The organism is Xiashengella succiniciproducens (assembly GCF_023674465.1).
In the GTDB taxonomy this organism is placed as follows: Bacteria; Bacteroidota; Bacteroidia; order Bacteroidales; family Marinilabiliaceae; genus Geofilum; species Geofilum succiniciproducens.
In genome coordinates, this window is the sequence record NZ_CP098400.1 from 1,008,488 (window position 1) to 1,030,808 (window position 22,321).

Here is a 22,321-nt window from a genome sequence, read left to right on the forward strand (position 1 = left end):
GATATTATTGTCACTTGTTGGCTGTATTCCGAATTTTACTATTTTTAACACAAAATTTGACCCAGGTATTTTAATATGAAGTATCTTTGACCATAACAGACCAGAACATTATGTCAGCTCACAATAGTAAATTCAGGTTTCAATTAGAGGACAAGGGAAACGTCCCTAAGTTCAGACAGTTGATTGATGCCGTGAACAATGCGATAGCTGAGAAAAGACTGAATATTGGTGACAATCTGCCCTCTGTAAATCAGATGTGTCAGGAGTATAAATTGAGTCGCGATACTGTTTTCAAGGCCTATTCAATACTTAAGGATCAGGGTGTAATTGATTCGGTACCCAACAAGGGATATTTTATAGCCAGGGAAATCAGACGCGTCTTTTTGTTTCTCGACACATTCAAGGCGTACAAGGAAGTCTTATACGAATCCTTTATTAAGGCGCTTCCTGAGAATGTGATAGCAGACGTGCACTTTCACCATTACAATACTGATGTCTTCAGACATCAGATTGAAAACAGCATTGGAAGGTACCAGAAGTACATAGTGATGCCTTTTGATCATCCGGAGGTTGATTCAGTTCTTGCTATGATACCTTCTGAGAAGTTGCTTGTAATAGACTGGAACATATTTTCAAAACCGGGTAATAATCTGCTCTATCAGGATTTCGGTCAGGCAGTATATGACAGTCTACAATCGGTCAGGGACTTGATAAAGAAGTATGGAGAAATGGTCTTTCTCTATCCCAATTATACAAACCACCCTATAGAGTCAATTAACTTCGGCAAGAAGTTTTGTAAGGACAACGGAATAAAGTGCTCGGTCGAAACCAACCCTACCAAATTGGATGTGAGACCCGGAGTGGTTTACTTCTGTGTAAGCGACAGAATGCTGGGGCAGTTTCTCGAGCAATGCAGGGTCAAGAACCTTGAGCCGGGTAGGGATTGCGGAATGATATCATATAATGAGACCCCGATGAAGAAGTTTATCTACAAGGGAATCACCGTTATCTCGACTGACTTTAAGACCATGGGAGAGAAGGCTGCCGAGTTTGTGGCTAATGACAAACCAATGGACATCCGTATCCCCACTCAGGTATTTGTTAGAGATTCATTATAGAAAGATATATTAAGTTTAACAGGATAATAAAACAGAACAGACTAATTATGTATACGTTAGGAATTGATCTGGGCAGTTCTTCCGTCAAAGTCAGTCTCTTGAACCTGACAGATGGTAGTTGTAAAGCTTCCGCTTTCTATCCAAAAGAGGAGATGGCTATGATAGCCGTTCAAAAAGGATGGGCGGAACAGGAGCCTACTGTATGGTGGGCCAACCTCAAGAACGCATTAAATGACGTGCTAAAAACTGCCGGTATCAACGCAAAAGAGATCAAGGCCATAGGTATAGCTTACCAGATGCACGGTCTGGTAGCCCTTGACAAGAACGGCGAAGTAATCCGTCCTTCAATCATCTGGTGTGACAGTCGTGCAGTGGGTATCGGTGAAAAGGCTTTCAAGGAACTGGGGGCTGAGTACTGCCTTACCAACCTGTTGAACTCACCGGGTAACTTCACCGCTTCAAAGCTGAAGTGGGTTAAGGAAAACGAACCTGAAAAGTTTGCTAAGATTTACAAGATCATGCTGCCGGGTGACTATATCGCATATCGCCTGACTGGTAAGATGCAGACAACTATCTCAGGTCTTACAGAAGGTATTATGTGGGACTTCCAAAAGGAAGCGCCGGCAAGCGAACTGTTCAAATACTACGGAATTGACGAGTCTCTGCTACCAGAACTGGTTGACACTTTCTCTGAACATGCCTATGTAAGTGAGGCTGTTGCAGCCGAACTTGGAATACCTGCCGGTATTCCGGTTAGTTACCGCGCTGGTGATCAGCCCAACAATGCATTCTCACTGAATGTACTCGAGCCGGGCGAAGTGGCTGCTACTGCCGGTACTTCCGGAGTGGTTTATGGTGTTAGTTGTTCTCTTTCACCAGACCCAAAATCACGTGTAAACAGTTTTGCTCACGTTAACCACACTGCTGCTGCCAAGCGTATTGGTGTGCTACTATGCATCAACGGAACAGGTATCCTGAATTCATGGCTGAGAAAGACCATGGGTGCAGGGATAAGCTATGAAGCAATGAACGAACTGGCCTCTAAGGTTGGTGTTGGTTCTGAAGGCGTACTTGTTTATCCTTTCGGAAACGGTGCTGAGCGTGTTCTTGAAAATGCAAATCCCGGTGCTGAGATTAAAGGTCTGAGCCTTACAACACACGGTCAGGGTAACATTTTCAGGGCAGCCCAGGAAGGTATTGCATTTAGCTTCCGCTATGGTGTTGACATTATGTCGGCTATGGGTATCGAAGCTAAGGTAGTAAGAGCTGGAAAGGCTAATATGTTCTTGAGTCCGATCTTCCGTCAGACTATGGCTAATGTGCTGAATGCACGTATCGAGCTATATGATACTGATGGTGCTCTTGGTGCAGCCCGTGGTGCTGCAGTAGGTGCAGGATTGTACAAGAATGCTGCAGAAGCGTTCTCAACCCTGAAGTGTCTGGATGTAATCGAACCCGACAACAACAAGGAACAAGTTGACGATATTTATAATGTTTGGAAGAATAATCTGAAGTTTTAATCATTAATAATTACAACTATGAGTATAGTATTAGGAAACAAAGAGTATTTCCCCGGTATTGGAGAAATCAAGTATGAAGGCAAGGAATCAAAAAATCCACTTGCTTTTAAATGGTATAATCCGGATCAGGTAGTAGCCGGCAAAACTATGAAGGAACACCTTCGCTTTGCTGTTGCTTACTGGCACACATTCTGCGCTGACGGTGGTGACCCATTCGGTAGGGGAACAAAGAAATTCCCATGGGCAGTTGGTGGTGATGCAGTTTCTGCTGCCAAAGTAAAGATGGACGCTGCTTTTGAATTTATCACCAAGCTTGGTGCTCCTTACTACTGCTTCCATGATATCGACTTAGTTGACGAAGGTGAAAACCTGAAGGAATACGAAAAGAACCTTGCTGCTATCGTTGATTATGCTAAGGAAAAGCAAAATGCATCAGGTGTTAAGCTGCTTTGGGGTACTGCTAATGTATTCAGCAACCCACGTTATATGAACGGTGCTTCTACCAACCCTGATTTCAACGTATTGGCTTGCGCTGCCACTCAGGTTAAGAACGCTATTGACGCTACTATTGCCCTTGGTGGTGAAGGTTATACTTTCTGGGGTGGTCGTGAAGGTTACATGTCTCTGCTTAACACAAACATGAAGCGTGAACAAGAACACTTCGCCCGCTTCCTGACTATCGCAAGAGACTACGCACGTGCTCAAGGCTTCAAGGGTACATTCTACATTGAGCCTAAGCCAATGGAACCAACTAAGCACCAATACGACTTCGATTCAGCTACTGTTATCGGATTCCTGCGTCAGTACGGTCTTGACAAAGACTTCAAGATCAACGTGGAAGTTAACCATGCTACTCTGTCTGGTCACACTTTCCAACACGAACTTCAAGTTGCTGCTGATGCTGGTATGCTTGGTTCAATCGACGCTAACCGCGGTGACTATCAAAACGGATGGGATACTGACCAATTCCCAATTAATATCTACGAAACCGTTGAAGCTATGCTGGTTATCCTCGAAGCTGGTGGTTTCCAAACTGGTGGTGTTAACTTCGACGCTAAGACTCGTCGTAACTCAACTGACCTTGAAGATATATTCATCGCTCACATCTCTGGTATGGATGTGTTCGCCCGTGCTCTTGTTATCGCTGACAAAGTTCTTAACGAATCAGAATACAAGAAATGGAGAACTGAACGTTACGCTTCTTTCGACAGCGGTAAGGGTGCAGAATTCGAAGCTGGTAAGCTTTCACTTACTGACCTTCGTGACTATGCTCTTGCTAATGGCGAACCTAAGTTGATTAGCGGTAAGCAAGAACTTTACGAACAACTGATCAACCTCTATATCTAATATTTCTTAGATTATAGGGTAATCATCATAAGGCGGCTGTTGCAGTAGCAACAGCCGCTCTTTTTTATGTCACCCCTGTGTTAAATACTTATTTTAATTTTTTCACCTCTCTTGTAACCTGAAAAGTATTTAGTACTTTTGAATAAGCCTCGTTATTGTAAAACCATAACCATATGAAAAGGAAACATACTTTGCTAACAACATTGCTGCTTGCAGCAGGATTAACCGTTGGTGCACAAACCAACGTGATGAAGCTTGATTTCGAGAAATCCAATCAGGTAATTGACAAGAACATCTACGGTCAGTTTGCTGAACACCTTGGACGCTGTATCTATGACGGTATCTGGGTAGGTCCGGGTTCTGATATTCCAAATGTAAACGGGTACAGGAAGGACGTACTTGAGGCATTGAAAGCGCTTAAGGTGCCAGTGCTGCGTTGGCCGGGTGGTTGCTTTGCTGATACCTATCAGTGGAAGCACGGCGTTGGTCCTGTTAACGAACGTCCAAAGATTGAGAATATCTGGTGGGGAGGGACAGTTGAAGACAACAGCTTTGGTACTCACGAATTCCTCAATCTATGCGAAATCCTTGGTGCTGATGCCTATGTATCAATCAACGTAGGTAGTGCCACTGTGTATGATATGATTGAGTGGATTGAGTATATGACATCTGACTCTGATGTTGAGATGGCCAACTGGCGCCGCAGAAACGGTCGTGAAGAGCCATGGGATATTAAGTTTGTTGGTGTTGGTAACGAAAGCTGGGGTTGCGGTGGTGATATGACTCCCGAACACTATGCAGACCTGCTGAGACAATATTCAATCTTTGCCAAGATGTACGGCAAGGAAAAGTTCCAAAGAGTAGGTTGCGGTGCCAACTCCTTTGACCTCAACTGGACAGATGTTGTAATGAACAAGGCTTGGCGCCATATGGATGCTCTCTCGGTTCACTACTACACTATTGCAACAGGTAACTTCGACGACAAGAGATCAGCCACCAATTTCGGGGAAGATCTTTACATTGGTGGTCTGTACCACGGCAGAAGAATGGAAGACCTGATCAGCCAGCACACTGCTGTTATGGATAAGTATGACCCTGAAAAGACTCTGCCTCTGCTGGTTGATGAATGGGGTATCTGGACAGATGTAGAACCCGGAACTGAGCCCGGTCACCTCTTCCAGCAAAACTCAATGCGTGATGCTCTGATAGCTGTCAATACTTTCGACATCTTCCACCGTCATGCCGACAGGGTTAAGATGGCCAATATTGCGCAGATGGTAAACGTGCTTCAGGCTATGATACTTACAAAAGGTGATCAGATGATTCTGACTCCTACCTACCATGCCTTCAAAATGTACTCAGTTCACCAAAACGCTACTTACATCCCCGTAAGCATCATCTCTGAGGACTACAAGGTTGGCGACATGTCAATCGCTGCTGTGTCTGGAACTGCTTCACAAAAGGACGGTAAGGTCAACGTTAGCCTGAGCAACGTTAACCCACGCAAGTCAATCAAGGTTACTATTGACCTTGGTACAGGTGCCGTGAAGAAGGTTAACGAAGGTACTATACTTGCCGCTAAGGCTTTCAACTCAATCAACACCTTTGAAAAACCAAACGAAATCGCTCCAAAGTCTTTTAATGACTTTAAGCTTGCAAAAAATACTCTTGAGGTTACTCTGCCCCCGCTTTCTATCGTAAATCTGGAGCTGCAGTAATTGCAGGCTGACGATTCCGGAGCCAATGTTGCTCCTGAATCAGAATGCTTTCAACTGATTATTAAGGGGTGTCCCGCAGTCGCGCGACACCTCTTTCCTTCCTATCCAAACCATGTGTTCTGTTCTGAATCTATGGTTTTTCTGCCAGATTATCGTATACTGATTACAGGCCCGAAGATCAATGTACTAATTACCTCAGCATAATTGTATTTTTGAACAACATTTCAGGCTATTCGGTTGTTGTATCTTAGTTATAGAGTGCCTTTCCGAGGCCTGCGTTGACCCTGATTCCAATCATTTCATCTATCAATCAAGGCTTTAATATGAAATCAGACTTTAACTTCACGCCACTTAAGGGCTATGAAAACTTTGAGGCTACGACACAGATTATTATTGCAGAGATACTTAGGCGCAGGCTGCCATTTGAGATAATCGATCCTGACAACAATCTGATTGCGGTTAAATACAACAACAGAGAGTATATAATACATGAGGGAACCATTTCGGACGCCAACAGTCTGATAGCATACTGGATATCCAACGACAAGTGGATGACCAAGCAATTTCTCTCCCGCAGCGGTATTCGCCATGCGAAAGGTACGCTGCTGAAGGCTGGTGATGAGCATGAGAAAGCCGGACTGCCGCCCTTTCCGCTGGTTGTAAAGCCCTTCAATACCGACCATGGAATTGCGGTTACTGCCGGAATAACAGATGGAGCCCAATTAGTGCAGGCTCTTGACAGAGCCTTCCGTCATTCCGGCAAGGTAATTGTCGAGGAGTACTTCCCCGGCAGGGAGTACCGCTTCCTGGTTGTTGACGGGGTGGTTAGGGCTGTAGCCTATCGCGACCCGGCCAATGTTACTGGAGATGGTGAAGCTACGATACGGGAACTTATAGATTGGAAGAATCTAGGTCGTGGTGACGACTATCGCTACCCCTTGTTGAAAATCAAAGTTGATGAAGAGGTTGAAAGAAATCTCGAAGAACTCGGGCTAACGTTGAGTTCAGTACCTGATAAAGGACAAAAAGTTTACCTCCGCAAAAACTCAAACCTTAGCACCGGCGGTGACAGCATAGACGTCACGGATACCATAGCTGACTTTTACAAGAAGGTGGCAGCCAGGGCAGCGCAGGCCGCCAATCTCAGGCTTGCGGGAATAGACATAATAATAAGGGATCCCGATGCTGCACCGTCTGAAGATGGTTATATTGTCGTGGAACTAAACGCTCCTGCAATGCTTTCGATGCATGATTTCCCGTGGTCGGGTAAAAACAGGAATGTAGAGAAATACGTTTTGGATTGCATTTTCAACATAAAAAGTAATGACTAACAAAAGAGTTTCAACAGTTGAGACAGATATAAGCATGCTTACCGACTGGTTTAGGTCGGGTATCAAGCCTGCCGCTGAGTTGGGTATTGGAACCGAACATGAACAATTTCTTCTTAACACAAAAGATTATAAAAGACTTGGCTATAGATCCCTGCCTGGAATCAGGCAGGTGATGCACGAAATGTCTTCCAGGGGCTGGAATCCTATTGAAGAAGCAGGTAATATAATAGCTCTTGAAAAAAATGGGGCTTCAATAACTATCGAACCAGCAGGGCAGTTTGAACTCTCTGGCAGGATAGTCTCTACTGTTCACGAGACCTATAGAGAGACCCTTGAACACAACCGGATGTTGGATCAGATGGGAGCCGAACTGGGCTTTATGCGCTTGCCGATGGGCTTTGATCCTTTCTGGAGGAGGGAGGATCTGGACTGGATGCCCAAGGAACGATATAGGTTTATGCGAAACTGGATGCCCCGCAAGGGTAATCTGGGACTGGATATGATGACCCGGACAACTTCAATCCAGGTCAACCTCGACTTTGTTTCTGAGGAGGATATGGTACGTAAGATGCAGACAGCACAGGCATTCCAGCCAGTCGTCACTGCTCTTTTTGCTAACTCCCCCTTTAAGGAGATGAAGCCCAATGGCTACCTTAGCTACCGTTCTCATGTCTGGGAGGATACGGATCCCGACAGATGTGGTTTTCTGCCCTTTGTTTTCGAACCCGACTTTGGATTTGAGCGCTATGTTGAATATCTGCTCGATGTGCCAATGTACTTTATCTTGAGGGCAGGTAAGTACTACCCTTCCGAGGGGATCACTTTCCGTGAATTCCTGAAGGGAAATTATGAACCTGAGCAGGTTATGGAAGACTGGGAGGTACACGTCTCCACTGTATTTCCCGATGTGAGACTGAAGCGCTATATTGAGATAAGAGGTGCGGACAGTGGATCCCCGAAGATGATAGCAGCCCTTGCTGCTCTGTGGACCGGACTACTCTATGATAAGCAGGCATTGGACTCCGCCCATAGTTTGGCTATGAGTCTTGGTGTGGAGGTTATCCAGGGCTTGCGGAAGGAGGCCCCACGCAAGGGACTGAGGGCTTCCTATGGTGAGGTTGCCTTGCACGAACTGGCTGCCAGTGTTGTAAGAATAGCTGACGGTGGTCTGGCGCGAAGGGCTGAGAAAATGGGAATTGAAACGGAACAGAAGTACCTGAATCCGCTAAGGGGAATACTTGCAAGAGGTACGACAACTGCAGAGATGCTGCTTGAAAAATATATGAGAAACCTGGATCTGGACTTATTCAGATTGATCCTAAATACCTGATATGTGGTCGAAACTTAGTTTTATACTTAGCTATACACATAGATTTAAGTGGTGGTACACAGGAGGAGTACTCTTCCTGTTACTAACAATCTGGGTTTCGGTGACCATTCCCGAATATGTCCAACAGGGTATAGACTCCATAGCAGGAGGTCGGGATGCCGGTTCCGGACTGATGCTCCGTGCCGTACTTACAATACTGGTGATGTCACTGGTGTTGATGGTGGCCCGGACTCTGTCGCGGATACTCTTCTTTATACCAGGTCGCCTTATTGAGAGGCAGCTCAAGGGGGAGATGTTTCGTAAACTGGCTTCTTTTGGCAAGGATTACTACGAGAACAACAGTAGCGGGTCAATAATTTCGCGAATCAACAACGATATCAACGGAGTGAGGATGATCACAGGCTTTGGATTGCTCCAAATCTTCAACATTGCCTTTTCCCTGTCGCTTACACCATACAAGATGTGGATGATGTCGCCCAGACTGACCCTCTATACAATCATACCCATCTTTGTAGTCTTTGTGATAGTGCGCTTTGGTATGGCCTACATGGTCAAAAATACCCATCTGCGTATGGAGGCCTTACAAAGGCTTTCAGGCAGGATAATATCCTTTCTCTCGGGCAATGCCGTTATCAAAAGCTATAATATCCACCGCTGGGCCGAGGAGAAGACAGACGAGGAAAATGTAAATGTATACGACTACGGCCTCAGGATATCATGGGTGCGCTCCTTTGTCATGCCGCTGATGGGCGGCATGGAGCAGATACTCAAGGTCGTGGTGCTGATGGCAGGAGGTATGCTTGTTATCAAGACTGACTTCACAATTGGTCAGCTAACCGAATTTATTGCCTATGCTGCACTGTTAACGCATCCGATTAGCGGACTAGGTTGGGTGCTCACTGCATTCCAACAAGGCTTTGTTGGTATCAGCAGTTTGCAGACGATTATGAACCGCAAGGGTGTTGACGATGACCGCAAGGCTTTGGCTCCGGAGATGAGGACCAGGCTCTTTGACAACGGACTGCAGGTTCGCCACCTGAGTTACCGCTACCACAATGATGAGGACTACGTTCTGAGCGATATATCCTTTGACCTGAAGCCAGGACAGGTAATGGGAATTACTGGTCCGGTAGGTGTCGGAAAATCGACGCTTATCAACTGTATTAACGGCTATCTGAAACCAGAATCAGGACAACTTTGGTTTGGCAGCCTCGACGCTGCCAGGCTCCGTGGGGATGATATTAGACAGGTGGTTAGGACAGTCGGCCAGGAGGTATTTTTATTTTCCGATACAATTGAAAACAATATAGCCTTTGGTGAGGGACTTGTACCCGATGATGAGAGGGTTGGTGATGTGCTATACCGAAGTGCCATGGCTGATGAGATTGAGCGTTTCCCAAAGGGTAGAAGGACCATGGTGGGTGAGAAGGGCATTATGCTCTCGGGAGGACAGAAGCAGAGGATCAGTCTGGCAAGGGCACTGTACAGTCCCGGTAAACTGCTGATACTGGATGATGTGTTTTCGGCAGTGGATACGGAGACTGAACGCTTTCTGATCAGGGAGCTGTTTAAGTTCAGGCAGGGTGGATTGATAATAATATCAAACCGCATGAGCGTGCTTGAGAGAACTGACTTTAATATTGTGCTTGAGGGTGGACGATTAACTGCTATGGGAACGCATCAGCAGTTGCTTGAAACCTCGGACTTCTACCGCAATACTCACGATATTCAGGAGGGAGGTAAGCGATGAATTTTGCATGGAAGAATAAGCTGCTGAGTGCGGAGGACTGGGCTCTGGTTAAGAAGTTTGGCCGCTACTTCGTTCCCCACCGCAAATGGCTTTATATCAGCCTTGCGTCAATCCCAATTACGACGGCCGGTGGCATAGTGCTGCTGTGGCTTGTTGAGAAGATAGTGGATGACCACATCCTGACGGGTGATATTGCCGGACTTAAGCTATATACCGCCATTGCAGGTGTGGTACTGGTAGTCAACTTCCTGTTTGATGGCCTATACAGCTACTCTTTTTCGAAAGCCGGAGGACTGGCGGTGACTGATATGAGGAGGGAGCTCTTTGGACGTTCATTGCGCTTCCCGATGAAGTATTATGACAGGAATCCAATAGGCATCACCTTGTCTCGACTGACAAGCGATATGGAAAGTATCACTGAATCCTTTGCCTCAGGAATATTGGGTCTGTTGGCTGATAGCATACGCACACTGGCACTAAGCTTCTATCTGGTATATTTGAACTGGCAACTGAGTTTGGTTGTCGCCATCGTAGTGCCTCTGATAATGCTTACCATACGTTATCTGCGCAAGAAGATACGTAAGGCCTTTGATGAGTCACGTACCAGTCTGGCACGCTCCGCAGCCTACCTGCAGGAGAGCCTCTACGGTATGAAGACAATACAATTGTATGCCGCTACGGAAACGGCCTTCAGGAAGTATGACGGCTTTAATAAGCAGTATGCAGATGCGCAGAACAAGTCAAATGTGTATGACGGTGCTTTGTATTCAATAATTGATGGTATCACCTCTGTTGCAACTGCCCTTGTAATCTGGTATGGCGCCGCTCAGGTATGGGATCTGGACTACACTATCGGTGTGCTGATAGTGTTTATAACAACTCTGGGACGACTCTTTATTCCTGTGCGGCAGTTTGCCCAGCAGATAACAACTATCCAGAGAGCCCTTTCGGCCCTGGATCATATCAATGTGCTGGCCCGGCAGGAGGTCGAAGAGGCAGAGGTGGCAGCAGGTTCAGGGTTTGGGGATAGTGACGAACCGTTAGAGCTTGAGGAGATAGTCTTTGACAAGGTGTCATTCAGTTACAGCGACAAAGGTCCCGATGTCCTCAAAAACGTATCCTTCACCCTCAGGAAAGGCCAGCGCATTGCCCTTGCGGGATCAACCGGATCAGGCAAGTCAACAATTCTTCGCCTTCTTACCCGCACCTATACAGGTTATAGAGGTTCTATAAGAATTAATGGAGTCGAACTCAGAGATATCCCTTTAAACAAGGTGCGGAATACGATCTCCCTGATGCAACAGGATATTTATTTATTCAACGATACGGTGGGCTTCAATATAGGCCTGGGCCGTACCGGCACAGGGCCACATGAGATAGAAGAAGCTGCACGCTTTGTTTTTGCCGACAGGTTTATTGAACAATTACCCGGTAAATATGATTTTACTATTCAAGACAACGGTGATAATATTTCAAAAGGTCAGGGACAGCTTATTTCATTTGCCCGGGCCATCTGCGGTAACAGCCGACTGATAATACTAGATGAGGCCACCAGTGCGGTTGATTCGATTACCGAGTATTATATACAGAAGGCTATTGAAAAGATTTTTGCAAGTCGTACGGTGATAGCCGTGGCACACAGATTGAGTACCATCAGGAACTCGGACCTGATATTGGTGATGGAAAATGGGGAGATTATAGAGAGGGGAAGTCACGAGGAACTGATAAGAATGGGGGGAAAGTACGCCGGTCTTGTGAAGGAGCTTGTTTGATTGTGGTTCCTGCGGAATCAAAAAAAATATTTCCGGTTGTGACTGCGACCTAGAAATTAGTTATATTACAGTAGGACAATAACAAAAACCAAATACTATGAATCCCTTACCATTTACTGAAAGGTATGGCAATCTCCTGAAGCAGGAAGAGTTGCGGACACTGGAGGATCAGATCCTTCCAAACACCTTCGTATTGGAGGCTCCAGAACCTTTCCCTGGGTTTTACGATTATTATTCCGACCATCCTGTGGAAAGTAAGCCATTGTACGTTTACTTTGTTGTAAAACAACTTTACACCCTGGAACAGGTTACAAGGGCTACCCAGAATATCAGAAGGTATTTCCAGTCTGAATTTGATGCTGCGGCAGGGGTTGTAAATATCTACAACAAGGAATATGATGTGATTCGTATTCGTCACCTTCCGGATTACAGTCTGATTTCCGAACTTCAGGCCTGTTACATGGACGAGGGTATCGAGTTTCGCAAGAAACCCGGTGGCCGTCCCGAAGGTCCTGCTCTGATCAGGATCAAGAAGTTTTTTATCATGGATGAGATGCACCCAGGTGTTTACTTCGACGTCGTAGAGAAGGATCACGGCTACTTTACAATTCCCAAGTACCTCAACTGGAAATACTTTGAGGATATCACAAAGAAGGTGAAGTACAACTGGGAAGGCAGTGACTTTGATGCAGCTATAGGACACTTCCATGTTAACTTTGGTATTCAGGATATGATTCGTATCTATAATCCTGATATGCAGGTTGATTTCCTGATGGCTGTAAGAAAGCTATATATGGACAGGATTAAATGATGGTTCTGCCATGCTATAAAATAACAGAGGCTGTCCCCGCGGACAGCCTCTGTCGTTTTATAATGTGCTATTTCCGTTTGCTATCAGCGCACCCCAATGATGGCTACTCTATTGGGGCTTTGCCTTAGCTCAGTTCAAAGTTGCTTCATACAGTTCGTTTACCTTGTTCCAGTTGACTACATTCCAGAAGTTTGCCACATAGTCAGCCCTTTTGTTTTGATACTTGAGGTAGTATGCATGTTCCCATACATCCAGAGCCAGAAGTGGTTTACCCTGTACGGCTTCAGTTTCCATCAAAGGGTTGTCCTGATTGGCAGTGCTGGTGATTGTCAGTGAACCGTCCTCTGTGACTATCAACCAGGCCCAGCCGCTACCGAAGCGTCCTGTTGCTGCAGCATTAAACTTGGTTTGGAAGTTTTCAAGCGAACCAAATTTTGCGTTAATGGCCTGAGCAAGGGTGTCTGATGGAGCACCACCTGTGCCTGCCGGAGCCATCAACGACCAGAAAAGGCTGTGGTTGAAGTATCCTCCTGCATTGTTGCGAATGGCTGCACTGAAGTAGGAGATATTGTCAAAGAAGAACTCCAGAGAGGCTTGTTCGTAGCCTGACCCCTCGATGGCTTTCAGGAAATTGTTGAAATAAGCCTGATGGTGTCTGCTGTAGTGTATCTCCATCGTCTGAGCGTCAATATATGGTTCCAGCGCATCGTATGAGTATGGGAGTGCTGCAAATTCATGGACAACTGCTTCACCTGTGTAAATGGGTACACTTGGTTCTGCAATCTCCTGTGTTTTGGGTGCCGGTGTGGTGCAGGCAACTGCCACTAACACCAGAATAACCAGTGGTATAAGGATTTTTTTCATAGTAAGTTGCTTTTTGTTATTAAACATAAACATAACTGTTTAGAATCAAAAAGGTTCAATGTGAAATACTCTCACTTTGGATTTTGCATTACCTTGCAGTGTATTGGTGCCGGCTTATTGATCGAAGGATGAAGGGGATTTGAACTTTTTTTCTTTTTATTCCTTTGAGTGAAGGTCGAGGTGACCAAAGCAAAAACATTGAATTATGGATAGACTTAAGGCAGTTTTAACCCCGGAAGATATACCGGCCGAACTAAGGGATACTCCCGTTGCCAGGCTGCTGTGCTACCACAACATGGGAATGGTACCCGGAGAACTCAGGAAGGCCGAGCTGCTGATAAGCATGTGTATGGACAATCGGAATCAGTTGCATATACCAAACAACTTTGCCTTTATCTTAAGGTCGGGTGGCGGCAACCTCCGTCACAACGAGTTTAAAGTGTCGTACGCAGTCTCTGTTGGCGGTGTGAAGTACATAGCCCTGATTGGCCACAGCAATTGTGGAATGGTCAACCTGCATGAGAAGAAGGATGCCTTTATTAGTGGTTTGGTGGATAACGCCGGCTGGGACAGGGAATTCGCAGAAGATCACTTTAACCAGTTTTCCCCGATCTTTGAAATTGGAAATGAAATAGACTTTCTATTGTCTGAGTCAGCCAGACTACGAGGACGATACCCTAGGATCAACGTAGTTCCTCTCTACTATAAAATAGAGGACCATAAGCTCTACCTTGTAAATGAAAAATAAAACTCCCACGGCCCAGAGGCCGGGGAGCTGAAAGACTTTTATACGATACCTGCAAAGCCCATAAAGGCCATTGCCATAATCCCTGCAATGATTAGTGATATTGGTGCACCTTTGAGACCTTCAGGTACATCCATCAGATCCATATGTTCCCTTATTCCAGCAAAGGTCACAATGGCAAGACCGTAACCAACAGCAGTAGCAAAGGAGAATACCACACTTTCAACGATATTGTAGTTGTAACCAATTGTCATTACTGCCACACCCAATATTGCACAGTTTGTTGTAATCAGTGGCAAAAATACTCCAAGGGCCTGGTATAATGAGGGACTCACCTTTTTCAGAACTATCTCAACCATCTGCACCAGCGCGGCAATTACCAGGATAAAGCTGATTGTCTGCAGGTAGGTAATATTAAACGGCACTAGTACAAAGTTCTGTATCATCCAGGTAACAATAGTAGCTATCACCATTACGAAAGTAACCGCACCCGCCATACCAATAGCAGTTGGGACGCGCTTGGATACTCCAAGGAAGGGACATATACCCAGGAATTGGGCAAGAACTATGTTGTTTACAAATATTGCCGATATTATCAACAGTAAATAAGTCATGGCTTTCCCTCCTTATGCTTTTTTGAATTTGTTGATTATTGCAATCAGATAACCTAGTGCTATAAAGGCTCCCGGTGCAAGGACAAAGATCAGCATACCATATTCTCCGGGATAGATGCTGAAGTCGAATATCGTACCTGCTCCAAGAAATTCACGTATGGCACCAAGAATTGTCAGAGCAAGAGCAAAACCCAGACCCATACCTGCTCCATCTATAATTGATCCTACAGGACCATTCTTGGATGCAAATGCTTCTGCACGTCCAAGCAGGATACAGTTTACAACGATCAGTGGAATAAAGATTCCAAGTGCACTGAAAAGGGCTGGAGTATAGGCCTGCATCAGCATCTCTACCACAGTCACAAATGCTGCAATTACGACTATATAAGAAGGGATCCTAACCTTGTCCGGTATAAAGTCCTTGATAAGGGATACCACCAGGTTGGACATAACCAACACAAAGGTAGTTGCCAGTCCCATACCCAGTCCGTTGATAGCTGATGAGGTGACACCCAATGTGGGACACATACCCAGGAGCTGGACAAATACCGGGTTGTCCTTGAGCAGTCCTTTAGTGAAATTTCCTAACTGATTCATATCTGGTATATTTTTGAGTCTAACTGAAATATGCTATGGGCTGTATTGCTAATTTTTGCCATCTTTGTTATCTGTGACTGCTTCATCAGCTGACAGAGCATCGGCCCTTACTTCGGCCTTGTCCGTGTCTTCATTGCCTGTCTTGGCTGTTGCCCCAGTATTAGCATCTACCTCGGTACCCTGTGCATGTGCTACATAAGCTTTATAGGCTGTTTGTACTGCATCCAGGAAAGCACGTGAAGTTATTGTTGCTGCAGTGATTGCGTCAATTTCTCCACCATCTTTGCTAACTCTGAAATCAGTAGTGCCGGGATTTTTACCGATAATGCTCTTGCCATTTCCGGCACCTTCCTGAGCCTTTACACCAAAGAGCTTGTCAAAGAAAGCACTGCGGCTTTTATCAGTTCCAGCGGCAGCCGGCTTGAACCAGTCAACCATCTTGGTACCAAGACCTGGAGTTTCCTTTTGCTCCAGCACTTCATAGTTGACAATGGAACCGTCGGGCTTCATTCCTACGATTAGCCTGATTTCACCTCCATAGCCTTTTGAAGTGGAAGTTTCAACGACAACACCCAGGAGTTGACCATCCTTCTTTGCAGGAAAGACCTTGAGCATCAATCCGCCATAGGCTTCTATCTCGTACATTTCCTCCATTGGCTTGTTGTCGAAACCCGGCATTACCTTTTCAATTGCCTCGGTTTGTTTTAACAGTGCCGACAAAGCAATTGGTTCCTTGGTCTGTTGATATACAAAACCCAATATTCCTCCCACTGCAAAGGTTATAACCAGCAGGGTGAGCACCATATTGGACAGAGATGATACTTTTGCCATATTACGTGCGCTTTAATATTCAGGCCTTTTGAACGGCCGGTTTCTCTCCGAAACGCTTTGGTTTGACATACTTGTTGATAAGCGGTGTGAAACAGTTCATTATCAGAATTGCAAATGATACTCCTTCGGGATATGAGCCAAAGGTCCTGATAAGCACTGTCAGCACACCGATTGCCACACCATAGATCCACATTCCCTTGACTGCCATCGGTGAACTGACATAGTCGGTTGCCATAAAGATGGCACCAAGCAGCAGACCTCCGGTCAGTATGTGAAACATCGGTGGGGCGAACCTCTCAGGATTACTGATATTGAGAATCCATGAGAATATGAAAACTGTTGCGATGATAGATACGGGGATATGCCAGGTGATAATCTTCCTTGCAAGCATATAGACAAAGCCCATCAGCAATGCGATAGCTGCGACTTCACCGAAGGAGCCTCCCATTGCACCCATAAACATATCGCCGTAGGACGGCAGTTCGGCCATCAAATCCTTCAGCGGAGTACCTCCCTTAAGTCCTTCCTTTATAATTGAAAGGGGAGTGGCACCTGTTGCTGCATCTATGTAAGAAGTCCTTGATACTATTGGAAGGGGCCATGATGTCATTTGAACAGGGAAGGAGATTAGCAGAAAGACCCGTCCCACCAGGGCCGGGTTGAATGGGTTTTGTCCCAATCCACCAAAAGACATCTTGCCAATACCGATTGCCACTGCTGCTCCTATGATTATAAGAGCTATGGGGAAGTTGGATGGTAGGTTCATTGCCAGAAGCAAGCCGGTGATTATTGCCGAACCGTCACCTATTGATGTTGGCTTTTTGAGCAGGTAAACCTGAATCAGGTGTTCGAACAGGAGGCAGCCTGCAACCGAGGTTAGGGTTACGATTGCAGCTCCCAAACCGAAAAACCAGAAGGAGGCCACTAAGGCCGGAATTAAGGCGAATATTACGCCATACATATTTTTCTTTACCGAATCACCACTATGCGTGTGTGGTGATGGTGATACTATTAGCTTCTCCATATTGAGTCAATCAGTTTTTTTGTACTTGTGCGGTTCTCTTTCTTACAAGTTGTCCGACCTTGTTCTTGCCCAGGCGGATATAATCAAGCAGCGGTCTGCCGGCAGGACAGATATAGCTGCAGGAACCACACTCAATACAATCCAGTACTTTTTCTTCTTCAGCTTCTTCCCACATAGCCTTTTCCGACATGGTCATAAGCAGGTAGGGGGAGAGACCCATCGAACAGGCAGAAACGCATTTAGCACAGCGTATGCAGGCCTGATATTTGGGACGTGAGGCAATCTCCTGTGGAATCAGCAGGATGCCTGAGCTTCCTTTGACAACGGGGATATCGGTACTTGTAAGTGCCTTACCCATCATTGGACCACCACTGATAATCTTGCCCGTGTCCTCTGGCAGACCGCCTGCAGCTTCAATAAGTACAGAGATAGGTGTTCCAATGCGGCAGAGGAAATTTCCGGGTTTGGCAACCGACTTACCGGTAACTGTAACAACCCTTTCAACAAGGGGTTTATTCTTTTGTATTGCCTCATACACTGCAAAGGCAGTACCTACATTGTGTACAACTGCTCCTACTTCGATAGGCAGTTTTCCGGATGGCACCTGACGACCTATACAGGCATCTATAAGCTGCTTTTCACCTCCCTGAGGATATTTGACCTTTAGAGGCTGTACGCTGATACCTTTATTGCCATTGCAAAGCTCTTGCATATGTCGGATGGCATCGGGCTTATTGTTTTCAATACCGATAATAGCCTTGTTGACATTCAGAGCACGCATCAGTATTTGAATACCTATGATTATTTCCTCGCCCTTCTCGAGCATCAGTCTGTGGTCACTCGTTAGGTAGGGCTCGCATTCCACACCATTGATGATAAGAACTTCACATTTCCTTCCGGGAGGAGGCGTTAGTTTTACATGTGAGGGGAAGGTAGCTCCACCAAGACCAACAATACCGGCCTCGGCAATTCCCGTTACTATTTCTTCAGGACTTGCTGTTATCTCCTTTTTGATGGTAGTGCTGCGGTCAATACCATCTTCCCATTCGTCACCTTCGGTGTCGATGATAACTGCAGTACGTCTGTAACCAGAAGCATCAACAATGTCGTCAATCTTGTTTACTGTTCCGGAAACAGGTGAATGGACATTGGCTGAAACCATACCTCCGGCTCGTGCTATAACCTGACCGACTTTAACCTTATCACCTTTTTTGACCTCGACCTTGGCCGGAGCCCCGATGTGCTGGGTAACAGGAACCATAACTACAGGGGGGACGGGCAGTACCTCTATGGCACGGTCGGCCGTCAGTTTGTTTTCTTCCGGGTGAATGCCCCCAAGTGAAAATGTCTTTAACACGTTTTGTTCCTCCTATATTTTAGGAGATTGCAAGCTGCTGCTTGCAATCCTTTCTGATTCTGTTTAAAACTAAAAGTCTCTATGCCTCAACAATAGCTTCTTCTTCAACCTTCTTCTTACGTGGGGGGAAGTTTAGTTCGTGGATGGAGAATGTAGGACATTCTTCCACGCACTTGCGGCATAGTTTGCATTTATCATCGTCGATGTAAGCCAGATTGTCTGCCATAGTGATAGCTTCGTGCGGGCATACCTTAAAGCACTTGCTACAACCGATACATGCTACGGCACAGGCCTTCTTGGCAACAGCACCCTTGTCCTTATTGACACAGCTTACAAAAATCCTGCGACTCTTTGGTCCCACATTGCGGAGTTCGATGATGTTCTTCGGGCAAGCCTCAACACACTTACCGCAGGCGACACAGTTTTCTTCTATCACAACGGGAAGTCCTGTAGCTTCGTCCATATACATGGCATCAAACTTACAGGCCACAACACAGTCACCGCAACCCAGGCAGCCGTACGAACATCCGGTCTCGCCACCGTACAGGGCAGCAGCCACTGTACATGACATTGCACCGTCATATATATTGAGCTTTGGGCGGTGCTCGCAGCTACCGTTGCAGCGTACCACTGCAAGTTGGGGCTTTACATCTGCTACAGCTTTGCCAAGGATTTCTGAAACCTTGGTCATAGTGGCACTACCACCGACAGGACATTTGAGGTCGCTAATATCATCAGCTTTTACAAGAGCTTCGGCAAATGCCCGACAACCCGGGAATCCACAACCCCCACAATTTGATTTGGGAAGTACCTCTTCAACCTGATCTATGCGAGGATCTTCAAAGACCTGAAATTTCTTTGAGGCCATATATAGTACCAGTGCTGATGCAACACCCAATCCCACAAGCGTTAATATTGAAATCAAAACTACACTCATAGCTTTAATCGTTTACCGGTTTTATTGTAAAGTGAAATCTTCTGGCTAGTAATTTGTCGCAGGCTCTAAGCACGAGGAAGTATGGCACAAGAATCAGCAGGCTGCAAAGCCCAGCAATACCCTCATTTTTTGTCAATAAATAGCTGACAATTAGGGTTGCCATTACCAGAAAGAGGGGTAGTACATAAGCCCACCAGGTCGCTGTGAGTCCCTGCTCGGTGCTCTCTTCTATTATCACCTTGTCACCGGGCTTGTAACTGCCACCGGCGTGCTGTATCTCAAACTCCTTTTCTTCAGCGTTACCCAAAGAACAGGCTCCCTTAGCGTGACATGAAGCACATGCGGATACACTCTTTAACTTAACTCTTATCCTGTCTCCCTCAATACCCGCTACAATCCCTTCGTGCTCTGTTTTTTTCATAAATTCCTGTATTTTAACATAACAGGGCAGGTATAAACAAAAGTATGCATTCTGTACGTAATCTGTTACTTAAAGATGTCATATACAGTTAGTTTCTAATTAGAATAAATAAAAATAAGATTATAAACCCTGCTCTTATCTGTTGACAAACAAACTATTGAGATGCTATCCTGAGATTGCAATTTTTGAAAAAATGTGTTAAGCCTACTGTCGTTTTTAACATTTTGGAATGTTCGCTCGTCGGGCCTCCTTGCCCGACGAGCAGGATATCGTGATGATATTCAGTATAATGAGCGTGTCGTAGTACCTCTTTTTGCCACGAAGAGCCTGGTATATCTGTGTCTTGGAGTTTTTTGATAATTCTTTCCTGAGCAATTTATATGTAGGAGGGCTGGCTGAGTCCGGATGTGGTTTAAGTCGCTTCGGTAAACTGAAGGCCGAAATCCCGAGTTTTTTGGCTATATTGCAGGGTGAATTGAAATCCATCGAGAATAATTATAGATATGGCAAAGACAATAACAATAAAGTGTTTGAACAACAATAGTGAACTTGAGCTTTCCAGAGGGGTTAGTGTTGCAGAAGTTGCTGAAATAGCCGGAGTAACACTTCCAAATCCCATACTTGGAGCACTAGTCAACAACCGGATACGTGATCTGGGATATGAGTTATTCCATCCCAAGACTATTAAGTTCTTTGATATTACCCATCCCGATGGTATGCGTATGTATATTCGCAGCCTTTCGTTTGTGTTATATGCCGCTCTAAAGGAACTTTTTCCGGGAGTTACACTAAGGGTTGAACACTCGGTTAGCAAAGGTTATTATTGTGAGGTGGACAACCTCAGGGGGGACATTACTATTGATGATACTATTGCTATCGCTGAAAAGATGCGGGAGATAGTCAACAAGGATCTTCCCTTTGAAAAGGTTACGGCAGAAACTTCAGAGGTAATCCGCCTGTTTGAAGCAAAAGGCTTTACAGATAAGTCGGAGCTGCTGCGTCATCGGGGTCAGTACTATACAAGTTACTACATGCTTGGAGAGCATGTAGGTCTCTATTATGGCTATCTGCTTCCTTCAACAGGCTACCTGAAGGTATTCGACCTTAACAAGTACTATAATGGACTGTTGTTAAGGATACCCAGGGTGGATAATCCTCAGGAGGTTGAGAATCTTATTGTACAAACTAAGCTGTTTGAGATATTCAGGGAGCATAATAACTGGAACAAGATTCTGGAGGTCACCAATGTCAGTGAACTCAACAGGGCTGCTGCCAATGGTAAGGCTGAAAATCTGATTAAGGTAACTGAGGCCCTTCATGAGAAGAAGATTGCAGAGGTTGCCGACCGTATTTCAGCCCGCAAGGACAAGATCAGAATAGTTCTGATAAGTGGCCCTTCATCCAGCGGTAAGACTACCACAAGCAAGCGTATGGCTATCCAGTTGCTTGTAAATGGAATCAAACCGCTTAATATCTCGCTTGATAACTATTTTGTTGACAGGGCACATATCCCGAGGGATGAGCATGGGGAGTACGATTTCGAGGCTCTGGAAGCAATAGACCTTGAACTGTTCAATGACCACCTTGTACGACTGCTCAATGGAGAGGAAGTTGAGATACCCAAGTTTTCTTTCGAAACAGGACAACGCTTTTACGATGGGGAAAAGCTCAAGATGGGCAAGTCCAATATCCTTATCATAGAGGGTATTCATGCTCTGAATCCAAAGCTTACTCCAGCAATACCCGACGAGGCCAAGTACAAGGTCTATGTGTCTGCGCTGACCTCTATCAACTTTGACAATCAGACACGGATTTCAACGACAGACAACCGTCTGATAAGACGTATTGTACGTGATTATAAGTTCAGAAACTACTCGGCAACTGAAACCATCAAGAGATGGCCAAGTGTACGTCGCGGAGAAGAAAAACATATCTTCCCATACCAGGAAGAGGCTGATGTGATGTTTAATACAGCCCTTTTGTATGAACTGGCTGTGCTGAAGCCGTATGCAGAGCCTATACTGCTTGAGGTGCAGCCCAACCAGCCCGAGTATTCTGAAGCTGAGCGTCTGCTTAAGTTCTTCAACTACTTTAAACCCATACTGCCCAAGGAGATTCCTCCGACATCAATATTAAGGGAATTCCTTGGAGGAAGTAGCTTTACTTACTGACGGCATTACATTGATTACAGCTGTAGTTTTGCTAAATATTTTAGCAAGAATTTTGAAGTCCTT

The 22,321-nt window shown here is 45.5% G+C and carries 19 protein-coding genes; 11 read left to right on the forward strand and 8 right to left on the reverse strand.

The window, feature by feature from the left end; all coding sequences use genetic code 11:
- The first annotated feature begins 110 nt into the window (after window positions 1–110).
- The 9 genes from M9189_RS04300 (at window position 111) to M9189_RS04340 (ending at window position 12,697) form a co-directional block, all read left to right on the forward strand.
- The gene (locus M9189_RS04300; RefSeq protein ID WP_250724882.1) at window positions 111–1,118 is read left to right on the forward strand and encodes a GntR family transcriptional regulator; all 1,008 of its coding nucleotides are present in this window, start codon (window positions 111–113) and stop codon (window positions 1,116–1,118) included.
- Between the two features lie 47 nt (window positions 1,119–1,165).
- Entirely contained in the window at window positions 1,166–2,638 is a 1,473-nt protein-coding gene (locus tag M9189_RS04305; protein ID WP_250724883.1) for a xylulokinase, read from the forward strand.
- Window positions 2,639–2,656: 18 nt separating this feature from the next.
- Window positions 2,657–3,985 carry a xylose isomerase gene (xylA, locus tag M9189_RS04310; protein WP_250724884.1) on the forward strand — a complete coding sequence of 443 codons (1,329 nt, stop codon included), beginning with the start codon at window positions 2,657–2,659 and terminating at the stop codon, window positions 3,983–3,985.
- Between the two features lie 173 nt (window positions 3,986–4,158).
- On the forward strand, window positions 4,159–5,703 hold the full coding sequence (locus M9189_RS04315) for an alpha-N-arabinofuranosidase (protein ID WP_250724885.1): 1,545 nt from the start codon (window positions 4,159–4,161) through the stop codon (window positions 5,701–5,703).
- 323 nt (window positions 5,704–6,026) lie between these two features.
- Window positions 6,027–7,034, forward strand: coding sequence for a glutamate ligase (locus M9189_RS04320; protein ID WP_250724887.1), 1,008 nt, complete (start codon window positions 6,027–6,029; stop codon window positions 7,032–7,034).
- Entirely contained in the window at window positions 7,027–8,364 is a 1,338-nt protein-coding gene (locus tag M9189_RS04325; RefSeq protein WP_250724889.1) for a glutamate--cysteine ligase, read from the forward strand. The genes M9189_RS04320 and M9189_RS04325 overlap by 8 nt, the downstream gene beginning before the upstream one ends.
- 1 nt (window position 8,365) lies before the next feature.
- A complete protein-coding gene (locus tag M9189_RS04330) occupies window positions 8,366–10,114 on the forward strand; it encodes an ABC transporter ATP-binding protein (protein WP_250724890.1) in 1,749 nt (582 codons plus the stop codon).
- Entirely contained in the window at window positions 10,111–11,886 is a 1,776-nt protein-coding gene (locus tag M9189_RS04335) for an ABC transporter ATP-binding protein (RefSeq protein ID WP_250724892.1), read from the forward strand. Before M9189_RS04330 ends, M9189_RS04335 begins: the two co-directional genes overlap by 4 nt.
- A gap of 97 nt (window positions 11,887–11,983) precedes the next feature.
- Window positions 11,984–12,697: a hypothetical protein gene (locus M9189_RS04340; protein WP_250724893.1), complete on the forward strand. Its 714-nt coding sequence runs from the start codon at window positions 11,984–11,986 to the stop codon at window positions 12,695–12,697.
- 129 nt (window positions 12,698–12,826) lie between these two features.
- On the opposite strand, the gene M9189_RS04345 is transcribed toward M9189_RS04340, so the two are convergent.
- Window positions 12,827–13,561 (reverse strand): superoxide dismutase, encoded by a 735-nt coding sequence (locus M9189_RS04345; RefSeq protein ID WP_250724895.1) that lies wholly within the window; start codon window positions 13,559–13,561, stop codon window positions 12,827–12,829.
- A gap of 205 nt (window positions 13,562–13,766) precedes the next feature.
- Here M9189_RS04345 and M9189_RS04350 point away from each other — a divergent pair, with 205 nt between their 5' ends.
- A complete protein-coding gene (locus M9189_RS04350) occupies window positions 13,767–14,309 on the forward strand; it encodes a carbonic anhydrase (RefSeq protein WP_250724897.1) in 543 nt (180 codons plus the stop codon).
- Window positions 14,310–14,347: 38 nt separating this feature from the next.
- On the opposite strand, the gene rsxA is transcribed toward M9189_RS04350, so the two are convergent.
- The 7 genes from rsxA to M9189_RS04385 all read right to left on the reverse strand — a co-directional run bounded on the left by rsxA (window position 14,348) and on the right by M9189_RS04385 (window position 20,087).
- A complete protein-coding gene (rsxA, locus tag M9189_RS04355) occupies window positions 14,348–14,920 on the reverse strand; it encodes an electron transport complex subunit RsxA (RefSeq protein ID WP_250724898.1) in 573 nt (190 codons plus the stop codon).
- A gap of 12 nt (window positions 14,921–14,932) precedes the next feature.
- A complete protein-coding gene (gene rsxE / locus M9189_RS04360) occupies window positions 14,933–15,517 on the reverse strand; it encodes an electron transport complex subunit RsxE (RefSeq protein ID WP_250724900.1) in 585 nt (194 codons plus the stop codon).
- Between the two features lie 48 nt (window positions 15,518–15,565).
- Window positions 15,566–16,348, reverse strand: coding sequence for an RnfABCDGE type electron transport complex subunit G (locus tag M9189_RS04365; protein ID WP_250724902.1), 783 nt, complete (start codon window positions 16,346–16,348; stop codon window positions 15,566–15,568).
- Window positions 16,349–16,367: 19 nt separating this feature from the next.
- Window positions 16,368–17,372 (reverse strand): RnfABCDGE type electron transport complex subunit D, encoded by a 1,005-nt coding sequence (locus M9189_RS04370; RefSeq protein WP_250724904.1) that lies wholly within the window; start codon window positions 17,370–17,372, stop codon window positions 16,368–16,370.
- 10 nt (window positions 17,373–17,382) lie between these two features.
- On the reverse strand, window positions 17,383–18,729 hold the full coding sequence (gene rsxC, locus M9189_RS04375; protein WP_250724906.1) for an electron transport complex subunit RsxC: 1,347 nt from the start codon (window positions 18,727–18,729) through the stop codon (window positions 17,383–17,385).
- A 79-nt stretch (window positions 18,730–18,808) separates the two neighbouring features.
- Window positions 18,809–19,666 carry a Fe-S cluster domain-containing protein gene (locus M9189_RS04380; RefSeq protein WP_250724908.1) on the reverse strand — a complete coding sequence of 286 codons (858 nt, stop codon included), beginning with the start codon at window positions 19,664–19,666 and terminating at the stop codon, window positions 18,809–18,811.
- A 4-nt stretch (window positions 19,667–19,670) separates the two neighbouring features.
- Window positions 19,671–20,087: a SoxR reducing system RseC family protein gene (locus M9189_RS04385; protein WP_250724910.1), complete on the reverse strand. Its 417-nt coding sequence runs from the start codon at window positions 20,085–20,087 to the stop codon at window positions 19,671–19,673.
- Between the two features lie 503 nt (window positions 20,088–20,590).
- Here M9189_RS04385 and M9189_RS04390 point away from each other — a divergent pair.
- The gene (locus tag M9189_RS04390) at window positions 20,591–22,258 is read left to right on the forward strand and encodes a nucleoside kinase (RefSeq protein ID WP_250724912.1); all 1,668 of its coding nucleotides are present in this window, start codon (window positions 20,591–20,593) and stop codon (window positions 22,256–22,258) included.
- Window positions 22,259–22,321: the final 63 nt, after the last annotated feature.